This is a genomic window from Streptomyces sp. NBC_00250 (assembly GCF_036192275.1).
Lineage (GTDB): Bacteria > Actinomycetota > Actinomycetes > Streptomycetales > Streptomycetaceae > Streptomyces.
The window spans coordinates 8185044-8199073 of record NZ_CP108088.1 but is presented as its reverse complement, the minus strand read 5'-3'; the positions used below and the strand labels follow the sequence as shown (position 1 = coordinate 8199073).

The following is a 14030-nucleotide window of genomic DNA, read 5'->3' as shown; positions in this document are numbered from 1 at the left end:
CGCTCGGTTTCCCCGCCCTTGAGTGTCCGACCGGCCATGTGCGGCGTCAAGGGTGCGGTACGGGCCTCCTCCGGGAAGCGTGCGGAATAATGCGCGCATGCGCATTTCAGCCAGGGCCGATTACGCGGTGCGTGCCGCCCTCCAGCTCGCCGCCGCCCAGGACTCGGGTCCGCTGAAGGCGGAGGCCATCGCCGAGGGGCAGGGCATCTCGCACAAGTTCCTCGAAGGCATCCTCGGGGACATGCGCAAGGGCGGTCTGGTGCAGAGCCAGCGCGGCGGCAACGGGGGCTACTGGCTGGCCAGGCCCGCGGAGTCGATCTCGGTCGCGGAGGTCATACGCTGCGTCGACGGCCCGCTGGTCTCCGTCCGCGGCGAACGGCCGCCGGACCTGTCGTACACCGGTCCGGCCGAGTCGCTGCTCACCCTGTGGATCGCGCTCCGGGCCGGCGTCCGTGAGGTACTCTCGGTCTCGCTCGCGGAGGTGGCGGCGGCCAAGCTGCCGGACGGAATCGTCGCGCTCGCGGACGACCCGGAGGCCTGGACCAATCCCTGAGCGCGGCCGGGCAACCGTCCGTCACCAGCGCCGACTTGACCAGGTCTCACGCACCAAGACGAGCCTGTCCAACTTATGGACGCCCCTTGGGGCGACGCGCCCACCTCTGCCACTATCCCTACTATTCCAGTGGGAATACTAGGGATCATGTGAGGTGACGTGAGTACGCCGAGGAAATCGCCGAAGAGACCTGCGATACGCACCGCCTCCGCAGCGGCCGACCGGCCCGCCGACCGCCCGGTCGGACGGACCGTGGACCGGCCCGTCGACCGGACCGCCGACGACGAGATCTGGCCCCGCGTCACCCGCGAACTCGCCGACGACCTCGCCGTCGACGCCCTCGCCAGGGACCGGGCCGGCAAGGCACCGTTCGACGAGGTCGCCCGGCTCCAGGAGGCCGGGCTTCCCGCCCTGTTGACGGCCCCGGGCACGACCCGCCGGGGCGCCGACTGGCGGGCGGCTTGTGCGGTCGTGCGGGAGATCTCCGCCGCCGACAGTTCGGTGGGCGAACTCCTCGCCCACCACTACGCCCTGTCCTGGAGCAGCCGCTTCCTCGACGGCCCCGCACGGGACGCGGGCGCCCCCCTCGCGAGCGGCCTCCCCCTCGACGTCCGCACGGCCGAGGAACACTGGCTGCTCGCCGGCGGCGTCGAACCGCCGCGCAACGAGACCGGCCCCGGCCTCACCCTCTCCCCCGCCGACTCCGGCGGTGGCTGGATCCTCGACGGGAGCCGCACCTTCGCCTCCGCCGTGACGGTCGCCGACCGGCTCGTCGTCGGGGCCCGACCCGGCGGCAGCGGCGACCTGTTCGTCGTCCTGGTGGACCCGTCCGAACCCGGAGTGTTCACCGACGCCGGGGCGGAGCGGGTCGGGCAGCGGCTCGCCGGCGCGGGCACCGTCACGTTCGACCGGGTCCCGGTACCGCCCGAGGACGTGCTGGGCGTGCTCCCCCACGACGAGCACGCCGTCGCCCCCTACTCCACCCTCGCCCCCCTGGCCCTGCGCCTGCTCCTGGTGCACGTCGGGCTCGGCATAGCCGAGGGTGCGCTCGCCGAGGCCCGGGACATCAGCCGCGCCGGCCAGGCCGGACCCGCGCCGACGGACCGGACGGGAGCCCCCACGGACGGTGCCCCACCGGTCGGCGCCGGGGACGATCCGTACCTCCTCCTCGCCTACGGGGAGCTGGCGACGGCCGCGCACGCCGCCGCCGCGGTGGTGGAGCGGGCGACCGACGCCCTGGCCCACGGGCTGCTCGGCGCCTGGTCGCTGGGCGTGGAGGAACGGGCCGACATCGCCGTCCTGGTGGCGGCGGCCGAGACGGTCGCCGGCCGGGCGGCCGTGCACATCACCACCCGCATCCTCGAACTCGTCGACGGTACGGCGGGCGCCGACGCCCGCTCCGGCGGTCCGGGCTTCGACCGCTTCTGGCGCAACGCGCGCGCACTCACCGCCCCCACCCAGGCGGCGCACCGGCTCCGTGACATCGGGGACCACTACCTCAACGGGACCCACCCACGGCTCACCCTGCTGGCCTGACGGCAGGTCCCGGCGCCGCCGGAGGGGAGACGAAGGGACGGACGGACCGGCATGTCGGGACGTCCGGCCCTCTCGTACGGCGGCCGAAGGGCCCAAGCTGGGAGGTGAGGGTCCGGCCGCCCGGCGGGCCCGACACCACACCCACGGAGGCAGCCTGATGAGTCGTGAGATCGTCGCAGGAGTGGACGGATCCCCGGAGAGTCTCGCCGCGGCGGACTGGGCCGCCCGCGAGGCCCTCCACCGGGGGCTCCCGCTACGGCTCGCGCACGCGTGGCGCTGGGAACCGATCGACCTGCCCCTGGTCCAGGACCGCGCGACCCAGGAACGCGCCGCGGACGCGGTCCTGCGCGAGGCGGAGGCCACGATCGCCGCCCGCTATCCGGAGCTCGCCCTCACGGCCGAGGTGCTGGTCGACACACCGGTCGCCGCGCTCCTCGGCGCCGAGGAGCGGGCCGAGATGCTCGTGCTCGGCTCGCGCGGCCACGGGGCCGTCGCCGGATTCCTGCTCGGCTCGTACGGACAGCAGATCATCGCCGCCGCCACCGGCCCCGTGGTGGCCGTCCGGTCCCGCGACGGCGAGCCGGCCGAACCGCCCACCGGACACGTGCTCGTCGGGCAGCTCGGCAGCGCGGAGGACAGCGCCGCCGCGCTCGGCTTCGCCTTCGGGACGGCCGCCGCGCGCGGGGCCTCGGTGCGGGCCGTGCGCGCGTGGAGCCTGCCGCCGCTGTACGCGTACAGCCCGGCCTCGATGCGGCTCGCCGACGAGGCCGGCGGGCTCGTCCCGTACGAGGAGAAGGCGCTGCGCGAGGCCCTCGCGCCCTGGCGGGAGCGCTACCCGGACGTGCCGGTCACCGAGCACGTCGAGCTGGGCAGCGCCGGCCAGGTGCTGCTCTCCGCCTCCGGGGCGGCCCAGCTCCTGGTGGTCGGCCGACGGGCCAAGCGCGGGGCCGTCGGGCCGCGCATCGGTTCCGTCGCGCACGCGGCGCTGCACCTCGCGCCCTGTCCGGTGGCGGTCGTTCCGCAGGACTGAAAGGGTTCGATACGGGTTGACGCGTGAGGTTGACGCGTCATGTTGACGAGGAGTGTCGGGGTGGCCGGGGCCGGAAAGTGTTACCGCCGTCGCCCCGGTGGCTCTCCCAGCGCCGGCCCGTCCGGCGACCACGGCGAGAGAGCGGAGCTCCATGCGGCACCACGACCGTCCCGGTCACCCCGAAGACCCTGAACACACCCCGTACCTCCACGAGGTCGTACGGGACTTCGCCGATGATCCCGTCGCGGAGGAGGACCCGGGGGCGCGCGCGAGCGGGCGTCATCGTAAGGGCGGCGGGGCGAGACGGCGACCGCGCAGGCCGTCCTTCCGCACCGCCGTCACCCTCGCAGGAGCCGCGGCCGCCGTCCTGACGGTGGCCACCGGGGTGTACGTGGCCTCCCCCCGCAACGGTGACAGGACCCCCGTCCCCTCGGCCGCGGAGCCGGTCGGGACATCGGTCGCGCGGACGGTCACCGGGTCGGTCGCGGAAGCCGTGGCGGAACCCGCCGTGCCCTTGGGCTCCCCCGGCACCGCGGGTTCCCCGGGCAGCGCCGGATCCACCGGCACCGCCTCCGAGGCCGCCGTACGGGAGGCACGGCCGACCTCCCCGGCACTGTCGCCACCCTCGACCGCGCCGACACCCTCCCCTCGTACGGCGAGAAGGACGGCGGTCGGCACCGCGGCCCCCGAGTCCCGGCCGGAGACACCTCCCAAGGCGGAGTCGGAGCGACAGCGGGAAGGGGCGCGACGGCCCGAACAGTCCCGGGAACAGCGGCAGGGGCAGGAGCGGCGGGGCGGGACGCGCGCGGCCGAGGCCCCCGCGGTGGAGGCTGGGGCGGGGAAGGCGCCGGCGGGAAAGGTCTCGCGCTTCGTCCACGATGTCATCGCGCTCGCCAACGCCGAGCGGGAGAAGGCCGGCTGCGGCCCGCTGCACAGCGAGAACCAGCTGCGGACCGCCGCCCAGGGCCACGCCGACGACATGTCCGCCCGCGACTACTACGAGCACGACAGTCCGGAGGGCCGTGACGCGGGCGACCGGATGAGCGGCGCCGGGTACGTGTGGTCGACCTGGGGGGAGAACATCCACCGCGGGCCGACGACCCCCGACCGGGCGATGGAGGACTGGATGGAGAGCCCCGGCCACCGGGCGAACATCCTCAACTGCTCCTTCAAGGACATCGGCGTCGGGGTGACGCTCACCGCCAACGGCCCCTGGTGGGTGCAGAACTTCGGCGCCAGGCGCTGAGCACCGCCCCGGTCGTCAGGACGCGGGAGCGGCCAGCTTCTGCACCCAGATCGTGCCGCCGGGACCGGACACCGACGCCACTCCGGTGTCCCGGTACCGGCAGTCGAGCATGTTCTCCTCGTGCATCGACCCGTCGGTCCAGTCGTCGACGACGGACGCCGGGTCGGCGGTACCCCGGTCCAGGTTCTCCGCCCAGGCGCTCCAGTCGTACCCGGCGGCGGTGATCCGGGCGTCCGCGAACTCGCCCTCGGGGCTGGCGTGTCCGAAGTAGCCGCGCGCCGCCATGTCATGGGCGTAGCCGCGGGCCGCCTCGGAAAGGCGGGGGTCGATGCGCAGCGGGGCGCAACCGGCCTGCGCCCGGAGCCGGTTGACGAGCCCGGTCACCCGCTCCTCGCCGGTGGGTGCCGGCGTGGGACGCGGGGTGCGGCGCGGCGTGGGAGGCGGGGTCGTCGGGGCGGGGGTGGTGGGGGTGGCCGTCGGGGTCGGGGAGGTCGTCACGGCCGGGGCGGGGGTTGCCGGGGGCGCGGCGGCCGGCTTTCCGGGCGCCACGCGCGCGTGCGGTTCCTGGGGTACGAGGAGGGCGACCGCGCCGAGGACGGCGATGGTGGCGGCTCCGGCGACGCCGGCGCGGCGGAGCGGAGTCCACCGTGAGCCGGACTCGGCGGCGGCGGTGCCGGTGTCGGTCGCGGTCTCGGTCTCGGTGTCGGTCTGGAAGGCGACGGGTTCGGGGGTGTGGCCGTTCGCGACCGCGACAGCGAGCGGCGGTACGAGGCCGATGCCGACGAGCAGGCCTTCGACGGGGGCGAGGCCGCTGCGGCCGGTGACCCTGGCCGTACAGGTGGTGCAGGTCCGCAGGTGGCGGGCGACGCGTTTGCGCCAGAGCGGGGAGGGCCGGCCGTCCCAGGCCGTGACGGTCTCGGCGAGTTCGGGGCACATCGGTACGGCGTCGAGGGCGCGGACGACGGCGCGGCCGGTCTCCAGGCGTTCCTTCATCCGCTGGACGCGCACCGCGGCGTGCTGCGGGGAGATCCCGCCGAGGCCCTCGGCGAGTTCGGCGCGGGTCAGCTCGCCCGCGGCTTCCAGCCACCACAGGGTGAGCAGTTCGCGGTCGTCCTCGTCGAGCCAGCGGGTGGCGCGGGCCACGTCGCGGCGCTGCCCGGAGAGGCCGAGCCGGAGGATGGTGGCCTCGGTGAAGTCACCGGCGGCCGGGTCGGCGAGTTCGGTGGCCCGGTCGAGGCCGGGCACGGGTGCCTGCTGGCGTTCGCGCCAGCGGCGTCGTATCCCGTTCATGGCGATGGCGACGAGCCAGGACCGGAAACGGGCCGGGTCGCGGAGACCGGTCAGGCCGTCCAGGGCCCGGACCATCGTCTCCTGGACGATGTCGTCGGTGTCGGCATGGCCGTCCAGGGCCCGGCCGACGATGTTGTGGACGAGGGGCAGGTAGGCGCGGACCAGTGCGTCCCTGGCGTGGGCGTCACCGGCCCTGGCCGCCTCCACCAGTGCGGTGGTGCGGCGCTCGTCGCTGTGCATGGATCTGCTCCCTCATCCCTGGTGCGAGTCCCCCGTGGTTCGGAGACCCGTGGGTGCGGGAGGGATAACACTTATCGCTGTTCGGCGCCGATGTCGATCACACCGGTGGTACCGGCAGGGTCGGGACCGTGGCCCCGTTCCCCTCCCGGACGGCTGCCACGACGGCGTCGTGCAGATCGCGGCTCTCCTCCTCCGACGCGCACGGAACGGGACTGCCCGACATGGTGAACCAGTCGGACGCGCCGCTGTACTGCACGGCCACGCTTGCCTGGCCGTCGGCGGCCCAGGTCGTGTGGACGGTCACATCGCCCGTGACGACTCCGGCCTCGACGGTCAGCACCCCACCTCGCCCGGTGTACACACCGGCGGTCGTCCAAGATGCCCAACTCATCCATCCAGGTTCACACCCGGACGGCGGATGCGCCACCGACGGGACCGCCCCGGTCGGAGGAGTTCCGGCCGGGGCGGTCCTGCGGGCGTGTGCCGGATCAGGCGAGGGACGCGACGGCCTCGTTGAAGGTGGTGGACGGGCGCATCACGGCCGCGGCCTTGGCCGGGTCGGGCTGGTAGTAGCCACCGATCTCGGCCGGGGAGCCCTGGACGGCGACGAGCTCGTCGACGATCTTCTGCTCGTTGGCCGAGAGGGTCTCGGCGAGCGGCGCGAAGGCCTTGGCCAGCTCCGCGTCCTCGGTCTGGGCGGCCAGCTCCTGGGCCCAGTACAGGGCCAGGTAGAAGTGGCTGCCGCGGTTGTCGATACCACCGACGCGACGGGTCGGCGACTTGTCCTCGTTGAGGAAGGTGCCGGTGGCGCGGTCGAGGGTGTCGGCGAGGACCTGGGCGCGGGAGTTGCCCGTGGAGGTCGCGAGGTGCTCGAAGCTGGCGGCCAGGGCGAAGAACTCGCCGAGGCTGTCCCAGCGGAGGTAGTTCTCCTTGACGAGCTGCTGGACGTGCTTCGGGGCGGAGCCGCCGGCGCCGGTCTCGAAGAGGCCGCCGCCCGCCATCAGCGGGACGACCGACAGCATCTTGGCGCTGGTGCCCAGCTCCAGGATGGGGAAGAGGTCGGTCAGGTAGTCGCGGAGGACGTTGCCGGTGACCGAGATGGTGTCCTCGCCGCGGCGGATGCGCTCCAGGGAGAACGTCGTCGCGTCGACCGGGGACAGGATCTTGATGTCCAGGCCCTCGGTGTCGTGCTCCGGCAGGTACTGCTTGACCTTGGCGATCAGCTGGGCGTCGTGGGCGCGGTTCTCGTCCAGCCAGAAGACGGCCGGGGCGCCGGTGGCGCGGGCGCGGGTGACGGCGAGCTTGACCCAGTCCTGGATGGGCAGGTCCTTGGTCTGGCAGGCGCGGAAGATGTCGCCCACGGCGACCTCCTGCTCCAGGACGACGTTGCCCTCGGAGTCGACGAGGCGGACGGTGCCGGCCTGGGCGATCTCGAAGGTCTTGTCGTGGGAGCCGTACTCCTCGGCCTTCTGCGCCATGAGACCGACGTTCGGGACGGAGCCCATGGTCGACGGGTCGAAGGCGCCGTTGGCGCGGCAGTCCTCGATGACGGCCTGGTACACGCCGGAGTAGCTGTGGTCCGGGAGGACCGCGAGGGTGTCGGCCTCCTGGCCGTCCGGGCCCCACATGTGGCCGGAGGTGCGGATCATGGCCGGCATCGAGGCGTCGACGATGACGTCGGACGGCACGTGCAGGTTGGTGATGCCCTTGTCGGAGTCGACCATCGCCAGGGTGGGGCCCGCGGCGAGCTCGGCCTCGAAGGAGGCCTTGATCTCGTCGCCCTGCGGGAGGGACTCCAGGCCCTTCAGGACGCCGCCGAGGCCGTCGTTCGGGGAGAGGCCGGCGCCGGCGAGCACCTCGCCGTACTTGGCGAAGGTCTCGGGGAAGAAGGCACGGACGACGTGGCCGAAGACGATCGGGTCGGAGACCTTCATCATCGTGGCCTTGAGGTGCACGGAGAAGAGCACGTTCTCGGCCTTGGCGCGGGCGACCTGCTCGCTGAGGAAGGTGCGCAGGGCGGCGGCGCGCATGACGGCGGCGTCGACGACCTCGCCGGCGATGACCTTCAGCGGCTCGCGGAGCTCGCTGGTGGTGCCGTCGGCGGCGGTGAACTCGAAGCGGAGGGTGTCGTCCTTCGTGACGACGACGGACTTCTCCGTGGAGGCGAAGTCGTTCTCACCCATGGTGGCGACGTTGGTCTTGGACTCGGAGGTCCAGGCGCCCATGCGGTGGGGGTGGTTCTTGGCGTAGTTCTTGACCGAGCCGGGCGCGCGGCGGTCGGAGTTGCCCTCGCGCAGGACCGGGTTGACGGCCGAGCCCTTGATCTTGTCGTAACGGGCGCGGACGTCCTTGTCCTGGTCCGTCTGCGGGTCGTCCGGGTAGTCCGGGAGGGCGTAGCCCTGCGCCTGGAGCTCGGCGACCGCGGCCTTGAGCTGCGGGATGGACGCCGAGACGTTCGGCAGCTTGATGATGTTGGCGCCCGGCGTCTTGGCCAGGTCGCCGAGCTCGGAGAGGGCGTCGGCGATGCGCTGGCCCTCCTCCAGGAACTCGGGGAAGACGGCGATGATGCGGCCCGCGAGGGAGATGTCCCGCGTCTCGACCGTGACGCCGGCCTGCGAGGCATACGCCTGGATCACGGGCAGGAACGAGTACGTCGCCAGGGCAGGCGCCTCGTCAGTGTGGGTGTAGATGATGGTCGAGTCAGTCACCGGGTGCTCCGCTCCACGTCTGCGTATGCGAGATTGCTCGACATCAAGATATCTCGTGATCGAGGTCCTCGGTGAAGGGGCCCACGAGCTCGCCGTCCCGGGGCACTCCGGCGGCCTCCACGAAGGGCCCGCCGAGCCGGTACGGGGCGGGGGCGCCGTCCAGGTCGACACGGCGGAGCAGGCCGAGCAGGACGAGCCCGGCGGCGGCGACCACGCCCGCGGCGAGGGCCTGACCGCAGCGGTGGGCGAGCCGGAGCTCGGCCGGGTCGTAGGGGGCGGTGGCCGGCAGGGAGAGGGTGTCGCCGAGCAGCCAGAGGCCCGCTCCGAGCCCGGCGGCGGCCAGGAGGGCGAGCGGCACGGTCGCCGGGAGGCCGGGCAGGCCGGGTCCGCGCCGTCCGCCGGGACGCACCTTGCCCTTGCGGGCGCGGAGGGCGAGGAGGCCGCAGTGGACGGCCAGGACCACCAGGGCGGCGGCGATGACGTCACCGGGGCGGTGCTGCCCCGCGGCGACGGTGTACGAGCCGACGGCGAGGGCCCAGAGGGTGCCGGCGCCGACGGCGAGGTCGCGCAGCCGGTAGGGGGCGACGAGGGCCAGACCGAAGGCGATGCCCAGGGCGAGGGTGGTCTGGGCGCTGGGGAAGCCGGTGGACATGAGCCCGGCGGTGTCGGCGAGCCGGGGACGTGGCGCGTACCGCTGGAGCAGTCCGGTGAGTGCGAGGGCGGTGACGACCGCTCCGGCGGCGATGCCGGTGAGGGCGTACCGCTTGCGTATCAGGCCCACGGCGAGCAGCAGGACGCCGCCGAGGACCAGGGAGAGGGTGGTGGCTCCGGCGAGCGAGGGGTGCTCGCGGAGCACGGTGACGGCGGCGGTGTCGGCACGCCGGCCCGTCATGGCCGCGTCGCCCCAGCGACGGCCGGTCGCGGTGAGCACGAGGCCCGCGTAGACGACGGTGAGGAGGAGCACGGCCCCGAGGCAGCCACGCCGGGTCCGGGTGCGGACGCGGGTGCTGAACGAACCGGCGGCCTCGCCTGCCACAGCGGCGTACCACCAGGTGTCACCGGTCTCCAGCGGCCTCGGGGAGCCGCCCGCGCGGGGCCTGTCGTAGGAAGCCATGCCCCGATTCGAACCCACGCGCGGCCGCCTCGCCCGCTGGGCGCACCCGAACGAAACGCGGACGCGTTCTCCGGGGAGGGCGGGACGGCGGCGGGACCGGGCGTCCCGGCTCGGGCGCCGGCGGGCCACCGGCCGGGGGCACCGTCACGCCACGGCGAGATGGCGGTTCGCCGTACGGTCGTGGCGCCGTGTCCCGTACAGCGTGAACGCCGTGTTCACCAGGGCCACATGGCTGAGCGCCTGCGGCATGTTGCCGAGCTGGCGGCCCGCCACCGGGTCCCATTCCTCGGCGAGGAGGCCGACGTCGTTGCGGACGTCGAGGACCCGCTCGAAGACGGCCCGGGCCTCGTCGGGGCGGCCGGTCATGGCGAGTGCGTCGGCGTACCAGAACGTGCAGGCGACGAAGGCCCCTTCGGTGCCGCCGAAGTCGTCGAGGTCGTGCGTTCCGCCGTCCCGGACGTCCCCGTAGCGGCGCAGGAAGCCGTGGTCGTCGAGCCGTGCCATCGCCCGGACGGTGCCGAGGACCCGGGGGTCGTCGGCGGGGAGGAAGCCGAGCCGCGGGATCAGCAGGGCGGTGGCGTCGACCTGGTGGCCGCCGTAGTACTGGGTGAAGGACTGCTGCTCGTCGCTCCAGCCCCGGGCGCAGACCTCCGCGCGCAGTTCGCGCCGGAGGGACTGCCAGCGCCTGAGCGAGCCGCGGAGCCCGGCCACCCGGGCGAGGCGGACGGCGCGGTCGGCGGCGACCCAGGCCATGACCTTGGAGTGGACGAAGTGGCGGCGCGGGCCTCGGACTTCCCAGATGCCCTCGTCCGGTTCCTGCCAGCGTTTGCCGAGGTACTCCAGGAGCGAGGCCACCAGGGCCCAGGCCGTGGCGTCGAGGGCGACCCCGGCCCGGACGGCCGAGTAGACGGTGTTGAGGACCTCGCCGTAGATGTCGAGCTGGAACTGGTCGACGGCCGCGTTGCCGAATCTGACGGGCCGTGAGTTCTCGTAGCCGGGGAGCCAGTCGGCGTAGGTCTCGGGGAGCCGCCGCTGGCCCTCGACCCCGTACAGCGGCTGGAGGTCGGCGGGGTCGCCGGCGACGGCGCGGACCAGCCAGTCGTTCCAGGCGAGCGCCTCTCTGCGGTAGCCGCCGCGCAGCAGGCAGGAGAGCGTGAAGGTGGAGTCGCGCAGCCAGCAGAAGCGGTAGTCCCAGTTGCGCTGCCCGCCGATGGACTCGGGGAGGGAGGCGGTGGCCGCGGCGACGACCCCGCCGGTGGGGGCGTGGGTGAGGGCCTTGAGGGTGAGCAGGGAGCGGATCACGGCCTCGCGCGCGGGCCCCTCGTAGCGGAGGGCGGCGGCCCAGTCGTTCCAGAAGGCGAGGGTACGGGTGAGGGCGGCGTCGATGTCGGCCGGCGGGGCCGCGACGGGCGCGGGGGTGTGCGAGGGGCGCCAGCCGAGGACGAAGGCGACCCGCCGGCCGGCGGTGGCGGTGAACTCGACGGTGGTGCGGTCCGGGGTGACGACGGGTTCGAGGCCGGGCCCGCAGGAGAGGTAGGCGGCGTCGGGTCCGGCGACCCAGGCGACGGTACGGCGGTCGACCGAGCGGGTCCAGGGCACGATGCTGCCGTGGTGGAAGCGGACCCTCAACTCGCTTCGTACGTCGACGCGTCCGGCGATTCCCTCGACCACGCGGACGATGCGCGGGGCGTCCTCGCTCGGCGAACGCGGGGGCATGAAGTCGGTGATCCGGACGGTTCCGGTGAGGGATTCCCAGACGGTGTCGAGGACGAGCGTGTCGCCCCGGTAACTCCGGTGCGTGCAGCGGGTCCTGCCGACGGGGGCGAGGAGCCAGCGGCCGTGCCCCGGATCGCCCAGGAGGGCCGCGAGGCACGCGGGCGAGTCGAAGCGGGGCGCGCACCACCAGTCGACGGACCCGTCGGTCCCCACGAGCGCGGCGGTCTCCAGGTCACCGACGAGGGCGTAGTCTTCAATTCGCCCTGCCATGAACGGATTGTATGCCTTATGAGAATCCCCTGCAGGACCGGCCGGGGATTCGACGGATCGCGACCGAAAGCCCGTCAGGGAATCACGAGCGGGCCGGTCGGGAATCATTTCACGAGCGCCCGCATATTCTTCCGGCTCTCGTCGGCAATTCTTGACGGGATCACGCCGGGGCAGGATTCTGAAGAACGCGGGATCTCCGCGGACCGCGGGTTCCCCGCGAGGGAAGGCCGCACCGATGAAGGCCGCATGGACGAAGGCCGTACCGACGAAGCCGTACCCATGAGTAGCGATTCGCATCCCCTGCGCCGCTCGACCGACCGCGCGCCCGGCGCCGGCACGCGGACGGTGAGTCTCGTCCTCACGGTCCGCCCCGGCGGCGGGGACCCGCAGCCGGCGCTCGACCGGCTCCTCGACCAAGTGCCGTCGACCGTGGGGGACGTGGTCCTGGTCGGCGGGCCGGCCGGGAACGGACGGACGCGCAGCGGGCTGACCGTGCGCGGACTCGGGGCCTGGGACGCCTCCCGCGGCGACATTCCGCACGCGGGGCTGCTCGCGGCGACCGGCGATCTGGTCGTGCTGATGAACGCCGACGGCAGCATGTCCCCGCACGAGATCCCGCACTACCTGCACTACCTGGAAAGCGGTTACGACTTCGTCAAGGGGTCACGCTTCATCGCGGGCGGGGATTTCGCCGACTATCCGCTCTCGCGACGGCTCGGACACCGCGCGCTGCTGCGTGTCGCACGCCAGTTGTACGGCCAGCACCTGACCGATCTCTGGTACGGGTTCTGCGCGTTCCGGCGCTCTTTCGTGGACCTCCTCGACCTGCGCGAGGACGGTGTCGAACTGGGGGCCGAACTGGTCACGCACGCCCTGCACTACGGCCTGCGCGTCGCCGAGGTGCCCAGTCTCGAACTGCCGCGCCTGCACGAGCCTTCGCACCCCCGCACGATCCGGGACGGCGCCCGCATCCTCGGCACGCTCCTCGACGACCGGCCGCACAACGCCCTGTCGCGGCTCGCACACCGGCGGCGTTCGCACAGCTCCCAAGGTTGACGAATCACCCCGAACGGTGCTAACGCTTGGAAGAGCACATTTCAGAACAAAGCAGACCCTGAGCGCACACCCTCGGCAGGGTCGGTTGCCGGAAGAGGCTCGTCGTGACCTCCAACCCCCTCAACCGAACGCCGGTGGCATCCGTACCGCACCCCCTGCGGCGGATGACCGACTGGCCCCTCGCCGATGCCCGGCGCCGCTCACTCTGCCGCCCCTCCCACCGACCGGTCGCCCACCCCGCACGCCGGGCGGCCGACCGGATCGCCGCCGCCGTCCCTCCGCCCCGGAGCCGGACGTGCAGGCCCCGGGGGGCGAGCCGCAGGCGACGCGCCCGTACGGCTCACACCCGCACCGCGCGGCGAGCCCGCGGCTCCGACGGACCAGCCGGACCATCCGGACCGGACGGACCGTCCGAACCACCCACGGGCGAGACCCGTAACCACCGCCCCGTCCCCGCACCGATCCGCCGCGCGCCCGTGCGCCCCGCGCCTCGCGCCTTCCCCCGAGGAGGCGAGGCGTGATGGCCGCAGCCCGCGCGTCCGCACCGCTCACCCGCCGGCTCGTCCGTCCGCCGGTCGACCTCGAACTGCTCATCCCGGCCTACAACGAGCAGCGCCGGCTGCCCTCGACCGTGGCCGCCACGGTCGACTTCCTGGCCGAGCGCCCCTGGTCCTCGGCGGTGGTCGTGGTCGACAACAACAGTGCCGACGGCACCCTCGACGTCCTGCAGCGCTTCACCGGCTCCCCCGTCCCGGTCCACGCCATCGGGTGCAGCGACCAGGGCAAGGGCGCGGCGGTCCGGCGCGGCATCGAGACCTCCTCCGCCCGGTACATCGGCTTCGCCGACGCCGACAACGCCACGCCCGTCGAGACCCTGGACCAGGTGATGGAGCTGCTTCGGGCGGGACACGGGGCGGTCATCGCCTCGCGCCACGCGCCCGGCGCGCGCCTCGACGTGGAGCAGTCGGCGCTGCGGCGCGGCGGCGGTCTGATGTTCCGTACGCTCGCGCATCTGTCGCTTCCCGGAGTCGCGGACACCCAGTGCGGGTTCAAGTTCTTCTCAGGTCCGCTGGCCCACGCGATCGTGCGTGACTGTCACATCGACGGTTTCGCCTTCGACGTGGAGCTGCTCGCCCGTGTGGTGCGGGCCGGGCGGGACGTCGTGGAAGTGCCGGTGGTCTGGCACGACGTACCCGGTTCGACGTTCTCGGCACGGCGCGACGGTCTGCGCTCGATGGCCGATCTCCTGCGGATCTCGCTGGCCCGGTGAT

Annotated in this window: 11 protein-coding genes; 6 read left to right on the top strand and 5 right to left on the bottom strand. The window is 73.5% G+C overall.

The window, feature by feature from the left end; translation table 11 throughout:
- Nucleotides 1-97: 97 nt before the first annotated feature.
- The 4 genes from OG259_RS37035 to OG259_RS37020 all read left to right on the top strand — a co-directional run bounded on the left by OG259_RS37035 (nucleotide 98) and on the right by OG259_RS37020 (nucleotide 4365).
- On the top strand, nucleotides 98-553 hold the full coding sequence (locus OG259_RS37035) for an RrF2 family transcriptional regulator (protein WP_328946237.1): 456 nt from the start codon (nucleotides 98-100) through the stop codon (nucleotides 551-553).
- Nucleotides 554-712: 159 nt separating this feature from the next.
- On the top strand, nucleotides 713-2089 hold the full coding sequence (locus tag OG259_RS37030; RefSeq protein ID WP_328946236.1) for an acyl-CoA dehydrogenase: 1377 nt from the start codon (nucleotides 713-715) through the stop codon (nucleotides 2087-2089).
- Between the two features lie 157 nt (nucleotides 2090-2246).
- Nucleotides 2247-3119 carry a universal stress protein gene (locus OG259_RS37025; RefSeq protein ID WP_328946235.1) on the top strand — a complete coding sequence of 291 codons (873 nt, stop codon included), beginning with the start codon at nucleotides 2247-2249 and terminating at the stop codon, nucleotides 3117-3119.
- A 151-nt stretch (nucleotides 3120-3270) separates the two neighbouring features.
- Entirely contained in the window at nucleotides 3271-4365 is a 1095-nt protein-coding gene (locus OG259_RS37020) for a CAP domain-containing protein (protein ID WP_328946234.1), read from the top strand.
- Nucleotides 4366-4380: 15 nt separating this feature from the next.
- On the opposite strand, the gene OG259_RS37015 is transcribed toward OG259_RS37020, so the two are convergent.
- The 5 genes from OG259_RS37015 to OG259_RS36995 all read right to left on the bottom strand — a co-directional run bounded on the left by OG259_RS37015 (nucleotide 4381) and on the right by OG259_RS36995 (nucleotide 11703).
- Nucleotides 4381-5895 (bottom strand): sigma-70 family RNA polymerase sigma factor, encoded by a 1515-nt coding sequence (locus tag OG259_RS37015; protein ID WP_328946233.1) that lies wholly within the window; start codon nucleotides 5893-5895, stop codon nucleotides 4381-4383.
- A gap of 97 nt (nucleotides 5896-5992) precedes the next feature.
- Nucleotides 5993-6286 carry a hypothetical protein gene (locus OG259_RS37010; RefSeq protein ID WP_266901755.1) on the bottom strand — a complete coding sequence of 98 codons (294 nt, stop codon included), beginning with the start codon at nucleotides 6284-6286 and terminating at the stop codon, nucleotides 5993-5995.
- 97 nt (nucleotides 6287-6383) lie between these two features.
- Nucleotides 6384-8603, bottom strand: a complete 2220-nt coding sequence (locus tag OG259_RS37005) for an NADP-dependent isocitrate dehydrogenase (protein ID WP_328946232.1) — start codon at nucleotides 8601-8603, stop codon at nucleotides 6384-6386.
- Between the two features lie 43 nt (nucleotides 8604-8646).
- Nucleotides 8647-9717 (bottom strand): phosphatase PAP2 family protein, encoded by a 1071-nt coding sequence (locus OG259_RS37000; RefSeq protein WP_328946231.1) that lies wholly within the window; start codon nucleotides 9715-9717, stop codon nucleotides 8647-8649.
- A gap of 144 nt (nucleotides 9718-9861) precedes the next feature.
- Nucleotides 9862-11703 carry a glycoside hydrolase family 15 protein gene (locus OG259_RS36995; RefSeq protein WP_328946230.1) on the bottom strand — a complete coding sequence of 614 codons (1842 nt, stop codon included), beginning with the start codon at nucleotides 11701-11703 and terminating at the stop codon, nucleotides 9862-9864.
- 279 nt (nucleotides 11704-11982) lie between these two features.
- Here OG259_RS36995 and OG259_RS36990 point away from each other — a divergent pair, with 279 nt between their 5' ends.
- Complete coding sequence (locus OG259_RS36990; protein ID WP_328946229.1) at nucleotides 11983-12759, top strand: glycosyltransferase family 2 protein; 777 nt, start codon at nucleotides 11983-11985, stop codon at nucleotides 12757-12759.
- 520 nt (nucleotides 12760-13279) lie between these two features.
- The gene (locus OG259_RS36985; protein WP_328946228.1) at nucleotides 13280-14029 is read left to right on the top strand and encodes a glycosyltransferase; all 750 of its coding nucleotides are present in this window, start codon (nucleotides 13280-13282) and stop codon (nucleotides 14027-14029) included.
- Nucleotide 14030 lies beyond the last annotated feature (1 nt).

Excerpts from the sequence above, each read along its gene's own strand:
- OG259_RS37010 (WP_266901755.1), bottom strand. The coding sequence starts at position 6,286 with ATGAGTTGGGCATCTTGGACGACCGCCGGTGTGTACACCGGGCGAGGT.
- OG259_RS37025 (WP_328946235.1), top strand. The coding sequence starts at position 2,247 with ATGAGTCGTGAGATCGTCGCAGGAGTGGACGGATCCCCGGAGAGTCTC.
- OG259_RS36995 (WP_328946230.1), bottom strand. The coding sequence starts at position 11,703 with ATGGCAGGGCGAATTGAAGACTACGCCCTCGTCGGTGACCTGGAGACC.
- OG259_RS36990 (WP_328946229.1), top strand. The coding sequence starts at position 11,983 with ATGAGTAGCGATTCGCATCCCCTGCGCCGCTCGACCGACCGCGCGCCC.
- OG259_RS37000 (WP_328946231.1), bottom strand. The coding sequence starts at position 9,717 with ATGGCTTCCTACGACAGGCCCCGCGCGGGCGGCTCCCCGAGGCCGCTG.
- OG259_RS37015 (WP_328946233.1), bottom strand. The coding sequence starts at position 5,895 with ATGCACAGCGACGAGCGCCGCACCACCGCACTGGTGGAGGCGGCCAGG.
- OG259_RS36985 (WP_328946228.1), top strand. The coding sequence starts at position 13,280 with ATGGCCGCAGCCCGCGCGTCCGCACCGCTCACCCGCCGGCTCGTCCGT.
- OG259_RS37020 (WP_328946234.1), top strand. The coding sequence starts at position 3,271 with ATGCGGCACCACGACCGTCCCGGTCACCCCGAAGACCCTGAACACACC.
- OG259_RS37035 (WP_328946237.1), top strand. The coding sequence starts at position 98 with ATGCGCATTTCAGCCAGGGCCGATTACGCGGTGCGTGCCGCCCTCCAG.